Here is a 17419-nt window from a genome sequence, read left to right on the forward strand (position 1 = left end):
ATTTTTTCTATTTTAATCTGTTTTTGATGTTACTATTAAACAGGAAATAATGGTTTAATGCATTATTCTACTTGAATAATGCCCTGAGATACCATAAATTAAATAAGGAGAATCTCCAGAGGATTTTGATTTAGAATGTGAATACAATGAAAATTTAATTTCTGTTTAGGTCAATAATTGAAATAGATAAAATGTAAGCAAAAGCTTGAAAACTTAAACTGGGCTTAAGTTCTTGTAAACTCATAGTATGTTGAATAAAATTTCATTTAGATGTGATTCTAAGATGATCTTCTTTTATATTTTTCAATCAAACTTTGATTATATGAGCCTATCTCTTCTAGAATATCATCGTAATATTTTTCAAATGCATCCTTCTGTTTACTGATGTATTCCTCATTTTCTAATTCTTTATCCGTAGGATTTAACTCTAAAATGACCAATATATTTTTACTTCCTTCTGTTTTCATATCAATGTATGCATTTTCATAATATTCAGATAATTTATCGTTGATTACTGCTTTCCATTCTTTAGGTGATTCTTCATCTACAAAACACATCTTAGTGGGTTTTTCTCCCATCATTCCAGTATACTCCAACATCATTATCACATTAATATTTAATTAGTTTATTCTCTATAATGTTCAATATGGTCAAATAAGCTGAATATAATTATAATTAACATTCCTATTATGGACCAGTGGTAATCATGGAATTCTTTAGCTTCAGATTTTTCTAATTCTTTTCCAATATCATCAAGAGCTTTTATATAATGGTCTAATCTCATTTTTGTTTCGCCTTCTTCAGATTCATAAGGCAAAAGTTCCATGGTTTTAGCCTTGATCATTAAAAAATCAGATACATCCTGCAGCGATTTTCCAATTTCTTTTAAATCTCCTTTTTTGATAATAGTGGGATCAACCATGCCTTTTATAAATGAAGTACTTGCAGACGTTTCAAAATGGTTTATCATATCTGTAAATGATTCTTCAATCTTACTTAGATCTGGTTTATCTGTGGTCATGAATATATTATAGTAAAAAATACTATTTCAATATTATTAATATTTCATAAATTAACAGATTTAGATGTTAAAACAACAAATGAGTTTATGTCTAATCTGGTTGAAAAATTCTGAAACTAAATCATTTCTTTTATATTCAATAAATAGTGGACTTCTGAACAAATGTACGTAAAACATAAAAGAACAATAAATAGCCTTTTTTATTGTTTTAGTATATATCTTATTAGATGTTTTTGAATTATAGTTTTATTTAGGTTTTATTTCTGATTCCATGAAGTCTTTTAAGTCCTTAACTGTTGACATGAAGTGCAGGGAAATATTATAGTGGAGTTTTGCTCACTGGCTATCTCAAGCAGCACTTGCATTAAGCATGAAAAGATTATTTGTGTTCTTTTTCTTTATGTTCTTTTTCCTTCCCAAGTTCTTTATCTATACTGTTTAATTCATCTTTAATTTGCCCAATAAGTGTTTCTTCGTTTTTTATTTTTTCTTTAAGTTCATCATATCTTTCTTTATCTTTTTGAGGATCAGTAACCCTTAACTGGTCTTCCCAGTATTTTTTTTGTTTTTTTATAATCTCTAAAAATTCTTTTTCTGATTTTTTTCGTTCCCTGTATGTTTTAATTATTTCATCACGAGTTTTTTGCATTCTTTCTGCTAATGTATCATGTTTAAGGACTTGTTTATCTATCCTCTCTTTTTCATCATGCATATTCCCATCTCATAAATCCTCAAAGACTTGATTATATGATAATATTTAGTGACCATTGTATTTTTTATGAAATTCAATTCTTCCTTCGGTATGCTTCAACGCTTTTTCGAGTTTTTTTAGGATTATCTCTTCATTTTCTAATGTTTTTTCAAGTTTTTTACGTCGTGAAGTGTCATAATATTCAGTATTTTCTAATTCACTGCGCCAGTATTTCTGGTGTTCTTTTATCAAATTTATATACCCCTCTTGTGATTTCTTAAGTTCTTTGAGGGTTTTAACGATTTCTTTAGATGTATCCTCATATTCTTTCTGTGCCTTTTTTAGTTCCTTGATTTTTTTTGTTAAGTTTTCTTCATTTCGTTGATGCATAGTATAAGTTTGTTTTTTAATACATTAATAAAATTTTGATCTTTAAAAAGGTTCAAAATTATCTTTTTTTCTTAAAAATACCCCTATTCTAATTATTTGCTTGTTTAATATGATCTAAAAATTTTAAAATTTAAAAAAAATGTAAATCCTAAAAATAAACACATTATTTCGTATATTTATAAATAAAATGACATTTTAAACTCTATTAGAGTTAATTAGCTAATTTCAATTACATTTCAATATTTTTGTGCGTGTTATCACACTATCTAAATTTTTTTATATAAAGATATAATAGTTACTTGATTCATAAAAATTAACATTCAAAGTAAGATTTCAATTATAATTTGTTGCAAATCACAATTAACAATATTATAGGCAATTTAAATGCCAATAGATAATGGAATTGAGGAAATACATAGCATGCGAAAATCAAAAATTTTCGCCCTACAAAATCCTAGGTTTTGTAAACATTTCCGAACCCAAAAATCAAAGATTGTTTGGAAGTTATCAAAATTCATTCTGAATTTTGAGGACACCAAAATTGAAAATTTTGGAAGCATAAAATGACAGATCAAAGCGAAAAAGCGTTTAAAAACAATCCTAAAAAGATAAAAAAAATTCCAATAGTGGGTATTGGCTCATCTGCTGGAGGGCTGGAAGCTTTAGGAAAAATGTTCAATAATATGCCCTCTGATTCTGGAGCAGGATTTGTCCTGATCCAGCATTTAGATCCATCCCATAAAAGTTCTATGACAGAACTACTTAGAAGATATACAGACATGGAAGTTTTTGAAATAGAAGATGGAATGGCAGTTGAACCAAATAAACTGTATGTCATTCCCCCCAATAAAAATGTAGGGATTATAAAGGGAGTATTACATCTTGCTGATCCTAAAGAACCCCATGGCTTAAGAAAACCCATTGATTTTTTCTTTCAATCATTGGCAGAGGATATGGAAGAATGTTCAATTGGTATTGTTCTTTCAGGATTTGGCTCAGACGGCACTATTGGTATAAGGTCCATTAAAAGTATGGGCGGGATGTTAATAGCTCAAGACCCGGATTCGGCAGTATCTGGAAGCATGCCCTCCAGTGCAATAAATACAGATCTTGTAGACTATATTGCGCCGCCGGAAAAGATACCAGAAGATTTAATTTCTTATATAAACCAATTGGGCAAGAATCCCCCTCAAAGAATAATTGGAACAGACAAAGAAGCCACCAATTCACTTCAAAAAATTCTTATTTTAATTAGAAACAGGACAGGACATGATTTTTCTCTTTATAAAGAGAGTACTATAAATAGACGGATTGCAAGGAGAATGAATGTTTATCAGATGGATAATGTATCTGATTATCTTAAATACATCCAGCAGAACCCTAAAGAAATCAATACATTATTTAAAGAGCTTTTAATCAATGTTACAAGCTTCTTTAGGGATCCTAAAGCTTTTGAATCCTTTAAAAATAAATTAATATCAGAAGTACTTGATAAAAAGTTGGACGGAGATGGAGTTCGTGTGTGGATTCCGGGTTGTTCTACAGGAGAAGAAGTTTATTCTATTGCCATGAGTATTCAGGAGTACCTGGATGAATCTGGGAAACACCTGGAAATTCAGCTTTTCGGTACAGATATAGACGACAATGCCATTGATATTGCTCGAAGTGCGACTTATCCTAGTACAATTGTCTCAGAGATTGATCCTGAGCGTTTAAACAAATTTTTTAGCAAAAAAGGCGAGAATTATAAAGTTAAAAAAAATATAAGAGAAATGGCAATATTTGCCCCCCACGATGTTCTTATCAATCCGCCATTCAGTAAACTCGATGTTATATCCTGCAGAAATGTTTTAATTTACATGAATAAAGATGCACAGAAGAAAATGTTATCTGCGTTTAATTATGCTCTGAGACCGGGAGGTATCCTGTTTCTTGGCCCATCAGAAAGTATAAGTAATTTTGTGGAATCATTTACTACTCTAGACAATAAATGGAAGATCTATAAATCTAAAAAGACAGAAAATATTCCCTCCGGAGACTTCGTTAGATTCCCTTATGCTAAATTACCGCAGGATTACACGACCACTGAAGATTTAGAAATAATTGGAAAAACAGACGCAAATATTGGCAAAAACGTTGAAAAGCTGCTGATTGAAAAATATGCTCCCCCCACAGTAATAATCAATAATGAGGGAAGAACTGTTTTCATCCATGGAAGAGTTGGAAAGTACTTAGAACCTGCTGCAGGTGTACCAAATCTCAGTATTGGAGATATGGCAAGAGAAGGACTCAAATTTGAATTGAATTCTGCAATAAATGAAGCAGTTTTAAAAAATAAAGAAGTAAAATATAAAAGCCTGAATGTTAAAACTAATGGAGATTACCAATCAATCGACCTAGTAGTAAGACCCATTGATAAACCAAAAATAATGGAAAACCTGTTAATGGTTACATTTATAGACACACAACTTTCAGAAAATGAAAAAGAAAAACTTCCTGAAACTACCCCTAAAAAGGATATACGTATTAAAGAACTTGAAGAAGAGTTAAGAGTTACAAAAGAAAGGCTCCATACAACCATAGAAGAACTTGAAACTTCAAATGAAGAGCTTAAATCTGCAAATGAAGAATTACAATCCATGAATGAAGAGCTGCAGAGTACCAATGAAGAATTAGAAACATCTAAAGAAGAACTGCAGTCTTTAAATGAAGAACTGCTGACTGTAAACACAGAGCTTCAAAACAAAGTTGACCAGCTTTCTGAAGTTAACGATGATATGAACAACCTCTTAAACAGCATTGAAATTTCTACCATATTTGTGGATAAAGATATTAAAATAAAGCGCTTTACAAAGGAAACAACAAAATTAATCAATCTCATACCTTCAGACGTAGGAAGACCGCTAAAAGACATTGTATCCAATGTTGAATATAAGGACCTGATTAAAGACATTAAAGAAGTGATGGACCGAGTTATTTTCAAGGAAAAAGAAGTTCGTACAGCAGACGATAAATGGTATCTTGCACGCATAATACCCTATAAAACTTTAGGAAATATCATTGACGGGGCTGTAATTACTTTCACAGATATCAGTGAACAAAAAGAAGTGCAGAAACTTGCAAGTGAACTGGAATATGTAAAAAGCATTGTAGATACTGTTCGTGAGCCTCTTATAATCTTAGACGATGAATTTAAGGTTATATCTGCAAATAAATCATTTTACGATAAATTTAGAGTTGAAAAAGAATTAACTGAAGGAGAATTGTTATACAAGCTTGGAAATAATCAATGGGATATTCCACCACTGCGAGAATTATTAGAGGAAATACTCCCTAAAAACCATAAATTTGAAAATTTTGTAGTTGAGCATGATTTTCCAGAAATAGGGCATAAAAAGATGCTTTTAAATGGTAGAAAACTTCAAGAAAAGCGATTAGGTGGTAAAACCATAGAAAAAGGATTAATCCTTCTTGCAATTGAAGATATAACCACTAATTAAAAACATTAAGATAAATAACGGCCATTATTCGCATTAAAACTATAAATTAATATTACTCCATAGTAAATCATTGAATATTAAATTTTCAATGATTTACAAAAATTCCCTAAATTTGGGGGGGGGGAAAAAGGAGAGCTTGTAATAATGGATAATAAAGAAGAAATGCGTTCCATTGCTGAAGAAAGGCTGCGTGAAAAAACAGAAAAATTGGGAAATATCCAAAAAGATGTCGATGCTCTGATTCATGAACTTCAAGTACATCAAGTTGAACTGGAAATGCAAAATGAAGAGCTTAGAGAGTCTCGAAAAGAATTAGAAAAATTACACGAGAAATATTATGACCTTTACAATTCTGCACCCGTTGGATATTTTACACTTGATGCAACCAGTGCAGTCACCGAGTTAAATAGTACTGGAGCAGAATTATTAGGTTTTGATAAAAATTATCTGATTAAAACATTATTTAGATGGTATATAACTCCAGACTACTCAAAAACGTTTCTGGATCATCTTAAACAAGCTATAAAAACCGGTGAGAAACAGGTATTTGATCTCGGGCTAATCCAGAAGAATGGAATTGTTTTTTATGCCCATGTTGAGATGATGCCTCAGTTTAACCCAGAAACTATTTTTAAAATAGCAGTTGTTGATATTACTGGCCGAAAAAAGTTAGAAGATGAATTAAAACGTTCTAATGACGAACTGCAGCAATTTGCATATGTGGCATCTCATGATTTACAGGAGCCTTTAAGAACCATTGCAAGCTTTACACAACTTTTAGCGAGGCGTTATGATGGCAAACTTGACAGTGACGCTGATGAATTTATTGGTTATATTGTAGATGCTTCAATTAGAATGAAACAGCAGATCGAAGATTTGCTGGAATTTTCAAGGGTAATGACTAAAGGAAGTAATTTTGAAAAAATAAACCTTGAAAAAACCATTAAACAGATTATTTCCAGTTTAAGTGTGCTCATTAAGGAAAATGATGCCGAAATTACCTATAATCATTTACCAGAAATATATGCTGATTCCAGGCAAATTGCCCGATTATTTCAAAACATTATAACTAATTCCATTAAATTTAAAAAACCAGATGAACCTCCTAAAATTCATATTTCAGTAGAAAAAAATGAAAAAACCAAGGAATATGTTTTCAGTATTTCAGATAATGGCATTGGAATAGATCCAAAATATCAAGATCGAATTTTTACGATATTCCAGAGACTTCACACAATGGAGGAATATCAAGGAACTGGAATTGGGCTTGCAGTTGCAAGAAAAATTGTAGAACGCCACGGAGGGCACATTTGGGTTGAATCAGAATTAGGAAAAGGATCTACTTTTTATTTTACATTACCAATACATTCTCAATGATATTTAAGAACTAACTAAATTTTTTATAACTAAAATTTAGAATTCTTTATCGATTCAATTAAGTCATTATTTCTCTCCAGATGTTCCTGTATTTTATCCCGTAAAGATTTTTCTTCATTAACTGCATCCCAATATTTAAGCCTTAATTCATCACTATTATTATTTTTAGCTTGATCCTCAGCGTATTCTATAAAGTTATCTATTTGACTTAAAAATTCTTGGTACTCTTTTTTTCGTTCTCTCAATTTTTTGACAAATTTATCTGTATTCAACTGTTCCATGATGGTTAATTCCGGGTTTAACCTTTCTAAATTTTTTGTAGGTTCATTTCCTTTCCCAGACATAAAAAATCACTTTGAACCGCTAATGTTAACGATTAACATTCTTTTCTAAGCGAAGTAACCATTTCACGGATTTTTTCTAGATTTTTTTCGGTTTTATCAATCATTTCATTGATTCTACTTATATCGTTCCAAATTTTATTAATTGTAGATTCTTCTACATCAATCAGCCTTAAAAGTTCAGCATGCCTTTCTTTACTTTGAACGTCAGCTGGCCTTAATTCACTCTTCCAATAGGCCAGTAATGTTTTTATCGTGTCTAAATATTTTATTTCGGTTTCCCTCTGTTCATAAAGATTGTTTATGATACTTTTTTTTGTCTGCAGATATTTTTTTTCTTCTTTACTAGGACATTCATTTTTCATGTACTATGATTTATATTACAATTTATAAAAAATTTATTAAATACAAACTATAAAAACACGCAAAATAAAATAGTATCTATATTATTATGCCCTAAAACCAAGTGGTATTCTTTTTCCTGGTCCCTCAAAAAGCATAAGTACTTTTGCAGAATTATTCTTTACCCTTAGTTCCAAGTGGAAAATATACAAACTTAAGAGCGAAAATATTAATTGGGTAAACTTTTTTAACAGCTTTCTTAATTTTAGACATTGAAATAGTCATTTCAATTATTTATCCTCTTATTAACGTTCCTTTCTAAATGAATTGATCATTTGACGGATTCTCTCTAAACTCTGCTCTGTTCTATCGATCATTATGTTAGTTTTATTGATATCTTCTCCCATTTTTTTAATGTTAGATCTTTCCCTATGAATCACTTTCAATAGTTGGTTATGTCTTTTTTTGTTTTGAGTATCAACTGACCTTAATTCCCTTATCCAATAATCTAATAAACTACCTACTGTCCTTAAATACTCCTTTTCAATTTCTTTTTGGTCATAAATACTATTGATAATACTCTCTTTTGTTTGCAGGTATTTTTCTTCTTCTTTATTAGTATCATCATTTTTCATGTGATATAATTTTGTAGTAGTAAATATAAATAATTTATTAACATCATTAAAACATCTCATTTGCAGTTAATTTTTGAAAAAAAGAGCATTAAATTATTGAGTTCTCCCAAATTATAAATTTGAGAGAACTTTTCATTTCTACAAATCTTTATATGAAGCTTTATATAAGACCGCTTCAAGCTTATCAAGAGCTTTACCCACCTGCTTATCAAACTCAGTGAGTTTATTGGCCAGGCCTCTGAAGTAAGGTGCGTAAACCTTATAGTACATCAACCTGTCGGTATCTATACTGTTTTTTATGAGGGCTGATCTAAATTCATTGACTTTATCCTGGATAGAAGAGTACATTACCTCATCAGGATATTCACCTAAAAATATACCGTCTGCACCATTTTCAAATGCAAATAAGATATGCTTTGGCATCAACCGGTTTATTGATGGAACCCTTATGATCCTGACAGATTCAGGATACGATATCCTATTTATCCCTATATTATCCGCAGCCACGTAACCAATATAGTCAACAAACGCCAGAATTCTCCTTTCACCTTCTTTTTTATCCTTCAGCATACCTTCAATCATTGCAAAGATTTGGGCATCTGTTTGGCCCATTACGTCAATTGCATTGTTTTCACACTTGGAAACACATATACCGCAGCCGTTACAGGCAACAGGATCAACAGAGATACGTTCATTGTGTATGTAAACAGCTTTATATTTACAGGCTGCCACACATTCCCCGCACATCTCACACTGCCTGCCGTCAACTACAGCAATTGTTGGTTCTATTTCCAGCCCACCGTTTATCATTTCTGAAACTTTAGAAGCTGCTGCGTTTGCTTGAGAAACACTTTCAGTAATATCTTTTGGTCCCTGTGCAGTTCCACAAACATATATTCCTTCTATATCGGTAGCTACAGGTTTAATTTTTGAATGCTTCTCTTTTACAAACATGTCCTCTGTAAGTCCTACATTCAGTGTTTCTGCAACCTTTAAAGTTCCTTCTGATGGTTCCATTGCTTCAGATAATACAACCATATCTGTTTCTATTTCTAACGGTTCTCGAAGGAGAGTATCTTCTAAGCGGACAATTATATTTTCACCTTTTTTGGTTATATCTCCAGGTCTTCCCCTTATCAGTTTAATTCCCTTGGACTGCACGTGTCTGAAGTAATTTTCATACATTCCAGGAGTTCTCATGTCCGTATAACAGATGACTATTTCAGTATCTGGATAATAATGTTTTATAAAGCTTGCATGCTTCAATGACACCATACAGCATACCTTTGAGCAGTAACGTTTTCCTTCAGGCTTTTCATCCCTTGAACCTGCACACTGAACCATTACCACCCTTCTTGGGATTTTACCATTTGAAGGCCGGAGGAGTTTACCGTCTGTTGGTCCATTTACTCCCATTATCCTTGCAAGTTCCATCTGACTTATTACATCATCATATCTTTCATATCCATATTCTGGACGTTTTTTAAGGTCAAATCCTTTGTGCCCTGTTGCTATGATTATAGAACCTACATTTAGAGGTATAATTTCCCCTTTCATATTAATGTCAATAGCGTTCATTTTACAGACTTTCTCACATTTACCACATTTAATACAATTGTCATCGTCTATTGTATAAATATCCGGAACTGATTGTGGGAAAGGCTTGTATATAGCTTTCCTTGTCATTAAATTCTCGTTCCATTCATTAGGAACCTCAACAGGACATATATCTGCACAGTTTCCGCATGCAGTACATTTATCTTCATTAACATGACCTGGTTTTCTTTCAATGAGCAGGTTGAAGTTTCCTGCTTTCCTTTCAGATGATTTAATCTCTGAATTAGTCATGATATTGATATTGCTGTGTTGTACAGCTTCATTTATCAGCGGGTTAAAAAGACATAAAGAACATTCTTCTGCAAGCTTTTCTGGGGAGAATACTTTACCGATCTTTATCATGTTTCCCCCAACAGTAGGCTTATCCTCAATTATATGTACTTTAACACCCTGGTTTGCAAGTGAAAGTGCAGCGGTTATTCCAGATATTCCCCCACCAATTACAGCAGCGCTTTTTTTGGTTTTTCGGACTATAGCGTCAAGGGGTCTAGCGTACTGAACCCTTTCAACAGCGGCATTTGTAAGTGATATTGCTTTTTCAGTTGCCTTGTTTTTATCAGAGTGTACCCATGAACAGTGCTCCCTGATATTTGCTATCTCTAAAAGATATGGATTTAATGGGGCTATATGATTTCTAAATGTTTTTTCGTGAGTAATTGGCGAACAGGCTGCAATTACTACCCTGTCCAACCCTTCTTCCAGTATAATATCTCTGATGTTTTTCTGACATTTCATTGAGCAGAGATTTTCAAAATCTTTAACTACTTTAGCATCAACTGAAGAAGCAAGCTTTTCGATGTCTACAGTATCTGAAATGTTGCCCCCGCACCTGCATAAGAAAACACCGATGTCAATGCTGCTTTTGGGAGCATATCTTGAGAAGTTGTAATTGTTCATGTTATCCACCTCATTGACAGAGGTTAGTCTGTTTTATCTTTTCTAAAACTTTATCTACAGGAACTGTATGTGTTTGAACACCCACTACTTTATAAGGGTCAGCCCCAAGTGCAAGTGCTACGAACTGGGAAATATTAAGGCATACAATACCAAATTCAGTTCCCGACGATTTTCCAATGGTCCCCTGGTTTCTATCAAACTGCATCTGGCAGTTAGGGCACATATGGAGCAGAATATCAACGCCATTTTCCTTTAAACTGTCCAGTTTCTCCTCAGTTACAGAAAGGGATAAATCTCGGTTCATATAACGCTGCCTGAAACCGTTGCCGCATGTTGTTGTTTTACGGTCGTACCAGTCAACGGTTTCCACACCGCATGCTTTTGCAAGTGTTTCTATAACCATGGGGTCTCTTTCATTTCCAATAGTATCCTTCTGATGGACTTTGCAGTAATGGCATGCGTGGTGAGATGCCACTTTAAGTCCAGATAGATCTATCTCTACAAGGTCTTTAATTTCATCTGCTTTATTATACAAAATTTCAACTGAATGGAAAATATTGCCTCTTGAGTCCATATCATCCGCATTATAAGTTAAATCATGGCATCCGGAATCATCTAAAATCTTATTTATCTGACCTCTAACTTCATCATTCTCATTTAAGATATTGCATGATTTCTTAAGTATTGCATAGCATGTTGCACAGAGTGTTGCTATATTTTTATGGCCTTCTTCCCTTGCAATTCCAAAGTTTCTTGCTGCAAGTGCAGTGGTGGAAAATTGGTCAAATAAATCCGCGTAATGCCCTAAACCTGTACAACAGGACTGTCTATCACTGATGATGTACTCGATTCCAAGTTTATCAAATAAATATTTTGTAGATGACTCTACGCCAGGATATTCGACATTTACAAGGCAGCTTTTAAAGAGTAAAATCTCTTTATCTGGTATTTTTTTTATGTTAACACCACCTTGATTTTAGTTCATCTATATTTGACAAACTAAATAATTTAAAATTATGAAAGTCAATGTTTTCAAGGCAGGTTTTAAGTAAAATCTCTTTATCTGGTATCTTTTTCATCTCTACACCGCCTTAGTTCATTTAACCTGTTTTTGAATCCTGTTTTTTCTAAAATCTTGTTGATGTCTTTTACATCTTTTTCAGGCAGGAACATAGGGCCCAGGTTTAAATCTTCCCTTATATCTTCAAGATTAATTTTTAGTTCAAGCCACTCTTTTCCAAAGTCCTTTATAAGGTCATCGAAAAAATTGGAAGGAATTGCTCCCAGCCCAAATTCCATGAAACTCTCACCATATGCTGAAAAAGGAGCTACTTTCGGCTTTCCATTTCCATTATCAATTGCTCTTTGCCTTAAAACTTGATTTACCACAGATGGGCTGTTGTTTACCGGGCATACGCTCTGGCATGTGTAACAGTAAAAACAATTCCAGATTATATCATCTGTAATTAAAGTTTCATCTTTATCAAGCACCCTTTTAACTAGTTCCCTTGGATCGTAGTCAGTGTGTCTTGCCGCAGGGCATACAGATGTGCACATCCCACACTGGATACATTTAAGGATTCCAAGATCTTTTGGTGCTTTTAAGTCATTAATAATATCTTCTGCTAATTCAAAGCTGTTTTCGCCTATTTTTAGAGTATTCATATGTATTATACCCCATATATCGAATAAAGTGTCAGTTTTAAAAATAATCTGTTATAGTATTTATACTTGTACTTCAAGTTATATATACTCAAATTTGACATTTTTAAGTTCAATTTATCATTTTTTAATTATACCATGATTATTCAGTATAACCACTACTTAATTTTTGTGTATCATGATTGTTTATGTATAATAATTGTTCAAATAGTATAATATACTTTATCGTTATAAAAATGTACTAACTATATTCTGATAATTATATCCTTAAAACTTGAAAAAAAAGGAAATAAAACAGCATTAAATCAAATACATCCCTAAATATTAATTTAAAGGTACTAAGTACCTATATACCTCGCATAAACAGATCTTGCAATATTAGGATCATTAGTTCCTTTAATTATGGCCCTTCCATCCCTAAATACAGATATTTCATATTTTTCTGTATTAAAGAGCAGGATAAAAGGAGCACATTTAATACGACCCAAATGTTCCAGGTTGGATGCAATCTCATTTAAATCCATATCTTTTGGATCTGCAGGAGTTATTTGAATAGCATTTCGTCCACAAAGAGAAGTAATTATCTCCCTATCTTCGGAATTCAGGTATTCATATTCTTCAAGGGAACAGCAAGGGCATTCATCATTTTTCCGGACCACTATTTCATCCAGAGAATGATCCCATGCATCATAAACCATAAGACGACCATCATGTTCATTTTCAGGCTTTGCTTCCCCAAGAAGTATCTTTATAGCTTCTGTACTTGCCATTGAACCCATAATCACAGTTATTGTGTTTAATACTCCCATTGTGTCACATGTTGGGAGTGATCCTGGTTTTGGGATATGAGGGTAAAGACATCTGATACATGCAGCACCTGGTAAGATGTTCATAGTCATTCCAGATGTTCCAATTGCACCAGTGTATATCCACGGAATTCCTTCCATAACACACACGTCGTTTATGAGCATTCTTGTCAGGATATTATCCGTCCCATCAAGGACCAGATCAACATTTTTTATGATTTCTTCCACATTGGTGTGGTTTAAATCTTTTACAATAGGTTCAACTTCAATTGAAGAATTAATAAGTTTGAGTTTTCTGGTTGCAGCAACCGCCTTTGGCTCTCCAACATCAGTTTCATCAAACAGCATCTGCCTTTGTAAATTGTTTAATTCAACAAAATCCCTATCTAAAATAGATAGTTTACCAATTCCCGCACGTGCAAGGTTATTTGCAGCTGCTGTTCCAAGGGCCCCACATCCAACTATCAGAACACTGCTCTCTTTAAGTTTTTTCTGACCTTCTTCTCCAATGTTCTGTAATATTTCCTGCCGTGAGTATCTATTTTCCATGTTATTTTCACCAAGTCTAGCTATTATCATGTTAAAATTAATAAAACGTAAATTAAACTGTTAATTGATCTATATTTTCAATTTCTATTCTTTCTCCAATGATTTGAGCCAGTCGTTTAGCAAGTGCTGTTACTGTGAGTATTGGAGGCCTGCCTGGGGCCTGTGGAATCACACTCGTATCTGCAATGAAAAGTCCTTTAATTTTAGTTTCAAGGTTTTTATCAACCACTTTACCAACTGCAGCAGTTCCACCAGGATGTGCTCCTCTTATTGGAGTTGAAACTATGGATGAAAGGTCTACACCCGCTTTAACGAGTATTTCAACACTTTTTTCATATCCTTCTTTTAAAAGTCCAATATCTCTTTCAGTGAGCGGTTTTTCAACGGATCTATCAGAATTAATCTTTCCATTGGCTTCATCAGCTATTTTAACCATTATACCCATTATATCCTCCGGATTTGCATTAAATCCTTTATTTTCTAAAAGAGAGACAATTTGGGTAGAAAAGTGTGGAGATAAAAAATATGGGCCAAATTCAGCTTTAGTTCCCATTGGAATTTCTTTGTTGAGTTTTGCATCCTTTAAAAATCCACCAACGGTTATAAAAAGATCGCAGAATAATCCTTCACCCACATTTTCTTTAATACCTGAATTTTTTAAAATAATTGGAGTATTTAAAGCTCCTGCAGCGATTATAACTTTTTTTGCTCCAAATATTTTTGTTTGATCTCCAAATAGACCTTCAACTCCCGTAACCTTTCCATTTTCATGGGTGATTTTTGTAACTGTAAAATCTGAGATGAGTGTTGCTCCATTATCTATAGCTTCGTTTACAAAGTGAGTAGAATCCCATTTTGCACCTTTTTTACATCCACGGATACACAGCCCACATCTGCCACACTTAGAAAAATCAATGAATTTAGGCATAGGCTCCATGAAATAGCCGAGACTTTCTCCAGCATCCACTATTTTACGTGTTGCAGGCCCCATTAAATTAGCTGGAAATGGGCTAACTTTTAAATCTGCACCTGCATCTATAAGCTCCTTGAAGAGATCAAGGTCATGAATTTTAAATTGTTTCGTTGCAGAATTAGAGTAACATGTACTACACGTATAGCACGCGTTTGCAAGGGAAACAGGAGTTGTACCTCCCACATCTTCCAGATACATTAATTCTGCAGGAAATTCTAGAAAATCATATTTATCAACACCCTCATCAGATAAATCCGCTTTTAAGTCCAGAGGGATATTTTTAAGATAATTTATTGATGTACCCGTTTTATGGCGCTTCCCTTTCTCCAAAATTAAGATTTTACAATCTTTTTTCGAGATTTCTCTCGCTACTGTGGCACCTCCAGCGCCAGTTCCTATTACTATCACTTCAAAAGTCATAAAATTCATCCAAAATAATTTTAAAAATATTTATTACAATTGTTATATAACAATTGTTATTTATATTTTTTGTTCAAAAAGTTTAAAATCAAAAAACATTAAATTAAAGTTCTTTAAAATTATAACTTATAACCTCTACAGAATGAACCCACTTAAAACATAGTAAATACCGTGAAATCATGAATAAAGCTATAATACTCACTATTTTTTTAGTTGCAGTATCAATAAACATTTCTGCTGTTTCGGCGTGGGACTGGAACACACATGAAGAAATAGTAGAAAGTAATTACCATTTATTACCTGAAGATATGCAGCAAAATTTAAACTTAAACCTGATGAAAAAAGGATCTACGGCTCCTGATTTTGTATTTTTTGACTTTAAATATCATAGTTATCCAAATAGTTATGGAAAAGCTATTTACTGGCTAAACAAAGGGAAGTTCTACTATAAAAAAGGCGATTTCTATTATGCAAGTTACTGTTACGGTGTAGCATCCCATTACATTACAGACAGCTTTTCAGCGCCTCATGCTGCAGGTGTGGGTGGGCTTCAGCACAGCATTTACGAGGTAAAAGGAAGTTTTCTAAAGCCTAAAATGATTCAAATTAATGGAGATTTAAAATCAACCATGTACAATGGTGATCTAAACGGGACAAAAAGCTGGAACATGTGGATTAAAAGCAAAAATGATTCTTTGATCCAGAATGATTTAGATCATGCTACAGGTGCATCTTACAATGCAGTATACAGTTCCATAAATGATGCATACCCTATTCAAAAAAATAATTTCCAGACAACTAACAATTTAGAATTAATATACATCTACTTAATTGGTTAACTTGAAATCAACATTTATGATTTATCAAATTTTAAATAAAGATATTAACTGAATTAACTAGTTTATGCATCATTTTTCGTTCTAATTGCACATAAACTTTGACTTGGCAAACTATCATGCTTTTTAGGCTTTTCTATGGTCTTAAAAATATTTTTTGCACTCTCAATTAATTCCTTGTCATCATTTTCAGCGGCATTTTTGATATTTCTTATGATATCACAGAAAATTTTATCCACTACCACCTGAGTAAGGTCTTCCACTATTTTTTCCTTGCCGTCAATATCTCCAAGCATTTTAAATGCTTTTTCAGTTTCATGAGACCTTATCTTTTCTGCATTTCTCCTTATATCAGAAATAAGAGATTCAACTTCAAGGCGTTTTAAAGATTTTTTAAGAAGTAAAAGTTCTTCTGAAATTATTTTTTCAGCATCTTTAGCTTCAGATTCCCTTAACTTTCTATTTTTATCAGCTATTCCTCTTAAATCATCTATATTAAACAATTTAACCCCAAGTTTTTTAACATCTTCCTCTACGTCTCTCGGATTTGCAATATCTACTATCACAAGATTCTCCAGCTTCTCTGGTGAAACCGCATTTTTTATTTTTTCACATGTTAAAATAGGGTGAGGTGCTCCAGTAGCGCTTATTATAACATCTGCATCACTCATAGCCTCGTCAAGCCTATCAAAATGGATTGCATACCCTCCAAGCTCTTTTGCAAGGTCTACTGCACGGTCATGGGTCCTATTTGCCACGACTATGGCTTTAAGATGTTTTTGAACCAGTGCTTTTGCAACGAGCGTTCCCATCTTTCCAGCTCCAATTACAAGGACTTTTTTACATTTCAAATCCCCGTGCACTGATTCTGCAAGCTCTACTGCTGCAGAACCTATTGAAATGGATCCTTTGTTGATATTGGTTTTTTTTCGAACTACTTGGCCAACATGGATAGCCTTTGTAAACACCGTATTCAAAAGATCCCCAGCATAGCCCTCTTTAAGATGCTTTTTTCTCGCGTCTTTTATCTGCCCCAATATTTGATCTTCACCTATTATCATAGATTCTAATCCACAAGAGAGTCTTAAAAGGTGATTTAATGCATCATCATCAGTTTCAACTACAAAATCAAGGAAATCAATATTATCAACATAACAATCATTTAAAACTAAATAAAGCTCAGCACGGTTACATGTTTTCATCTGGAGGTACTCATATACCGAGTATTCTTCCTTGATTTTTGCAAAGATTTCCTCCATCTGGAAAGTCGACTTTTCCATTGTACATATATCTGCTGTATTATGGTCGATTCTGATATTTAGAATCATTTTACGCCCCCGAATAATATTTAAATCATTAAAA

The 17419-nt window shown here is 33.1% G+C and carries 16 protein-coding genes; 3 read left to right on the forward strand and 13 right to left on the reverse strand.

Annotated elements, in window-relative coordinates:
• Window positions 1-278: 278 nt before the first annotated feature.
• The 4 genes from AAGU07_RS06450 to AAGU07_RS06465 all read right to left on the reverse strand — a co-directional run bounded on the left by AAGU07_RS06450 (window position 279) and on the right by AAGU07_RS06465 (window position 2102).
• Entirely contained in the window at window positions 279-599 is a 321-nt protein-coding gene (locus AAGU07_RS06450; protein WP_342458309.1) for a hypothetical protein, read from the reverse strand.
• A gap of 26 nt (window positions 600-625) precedes the next feature.
• Complete coding sequence (locus tag AAGU07_RS06455) at window positions 626-1021, reverse strand: hypothetical protein (protein ID WP_342458310.1); 396 nt, start codon at window positions 1019-1021, stop codon at window positions 626-628.
• A gap of 379 nt (window positions 1022-1400) precedes the next feature.
• Window positions 1401-1733: a hypothetical protein gene (locus tag AAGU07_RS06460; RefSeq protein ID WP_342458311.1), complete on the reverse strand. Its 333-nt coding sequence runs from the start codon at window positions 1731-1733 to the stop codon at window positions 1401-1403.
• 45 nt (window positions 1734-1778) lie between these two features.
• On the reverse strand, window positions 1779-2102 hold the full coding sequence (locus AAGU07_RS06465; protein WP_342458312.1) for a hypothetical protein: 324 nt from the start codon (window positions 2100-2102) through the stop codon (window positions 1779-1781).
• Window positions 2103-2665: 563 nt separating this feature from the next.
• On the opposite strand from AAGU07_RS06465, the gene AAGU07_RS06470 reads away from it, so the two are divergent.
• Together AAGU07_RS06470 and AAGU07_RS06475 are read left to right on the forward strand one after the other, a co-directional pair.
• Complete coding sequence (locus AAGU07_RS06470) at window positions 2666-5602, forward strand: chemotaxis protein CheB (protein ID WP_342458313.1); 2937 nt, start codon at window positions 2666-2668, stop codon at window positions 5600-5602.
• A gap of 144 nt (window positions 5603-5746) precedes the next feature.
• A complete protein-coding gene (locus AAGU07_RS06475) occupies window positions 5747-6979 on the forward strand; it encodes an ATP-binding protein (protein WP_342458314.1) in 1233 nt (410 codons plus the stop codon).
• Window positions 6980-7008: 29 nt separating this feature from the next.
• Here the strand turns inward: AAGU07_RS06475 and AAGU07_RS06480 are convergent, their stop codons facing one another.
• From AAGU07_RS06480 to AAGU07_RS06515, 8 genes are all read right to left on the reverse strand, one after another.
• Entirely contained in the window at window positions 7009-7323 is a 315-nt protein-coding gene (locus AAGU07_RS06480) for a hypothetical protein (protein WP_342458315.1), read from the reverse strand.
• 32 nt (window positions 7324-7355) lie between these two features.
• Window positions 7356-7685 carry a hypothetical protein gene (locus AAGU07_RS06485; RefSeq protein ID WP_342458316.1) on the reverse strand — a complete coding sequence of 110 codons (330 nt, stop codon included), beginning with the start codon at window positions 7683-7685 and terminating at the stop codon, window positions 7356-7358.
• A gap of 282 nt (window positions 7686-7967) precedes the next feature.
• Window positions 7968-8297 (reverse strand): hypothetical protein, encoded by a 330-nt coding sequence (locus AAGU07_RS06490; protein ID WP_342458317.1) that lies wholly within the window; start codon window positions 8295-8297, stop codon window positions 7968-7970.
• Between the two features lie 138 nt (window positions 8298-8435).
• Window positions 8436-10811, reverse strand: coding sequence for a ferredoxin:CoB-CoM heterodisulfide reductase subunit HdrA (hdrA, locus tag AAGU07_RS06495; RefSeq protein WP_342458318.1), 2376 nt, complete (start codon window positions 10809-10811; stop codon window positions 8436-8438).
• 10 nt (window positions 10812-10821) lie between these two features.
• Window positions 10822-11769 (reverse strand): ferredoxin:CoB-CoM heterodisulfide reductase subunit HdrB, encoded by a 948-nt coding sequence (gene hdrB, locus AAGU07_RS06500; protein WP_342459353.1) that lies wholly within the window; start codon window positions 11767-11769, stop codon window positions 10822-10824.
• Between the two features lie 101 nt (window positions 11770-11870).
• Window positions 11871-12476 (reverse strand): ferredoxin:CoB-CoM heterodisulfide reductase subunit HdrC, encoded by a 606-nt coding sequence (gene hdrC, locus AAGU07_RS06505; RefSeq protein ID WP_342458319.1) that lies wholly within the window; start codon window positions 12474-12476, stop codon window positions 11871-11873.
• A 335-nt stretch (window positions 12477-12811) separates the two neighbouring features.
• Entirely contained in the window at window positions 12812-13828 is a 1017-nt protein-coding gene (locus AAGU07_RS06510; RefSeq protein WP_342458320.1) for a ThiF family adenylyltransferase, read from the reverse strand.
• A 52-nt stretch (window positions 13829-13880) separates the two neighbouring features.
• Window positions 13881-15221: a GMC family oxidoreductase N-terminal domain-containing protein gene (locus tag AAGU07_RS06515; RefSeq protein WP_342458321.1), complete on the reverse strand. Its 1341-nt coding sequence runs from the start codon at window positions 15219-15221 to the stop codon at window positions 13881-13883.
• A 179-nt stretch (window positions 15222-15400) separates the two neighbouring features.
• Between AAGU07_RS06515 and AAGU07_RS06520 the strand changes: the two genes are divergently transcribed.
• On the forward strand, window positions 15401-16060 hold the full coding sequence (locus AAGU07_RS06520) for a zinc dependent phospholipase C family protein (protein WP_342458322.1): 660 nt from the start codon (window positions 15401-15403) through the stop codon (window positions 16058-16060).
• 62 nt (window positions 16061-16122) lie between these two features.
• Here AAGU07_RS06520 and hemA read toward each other — a convergent pair whose 3' ends face one another.
• Complete coding sequence (hemA, locus tag AAGU07_RS06525; protein WP_342458323.1) at window positions 16123-17385, reverse strand: glutamyl-tRNA reductase; 1263 nt, start codon at window positions 17383-17385, stop codon at window positions 16123-16125.
• Between the last annotated feature and the right edge of the window lie 34 nt (window positions 17386-17419).

The sequence above is a fragment of the Methanobacterium sp. genome (assembly GCF_038562635.1).
In the GTDB taxonomy this organism is placed as follows: domain Archaea; phylum Methanobacteriota; class Methanobacteria; order Methanobacteriales; family Methanobacteriaceae; genus Methanobacterium_D.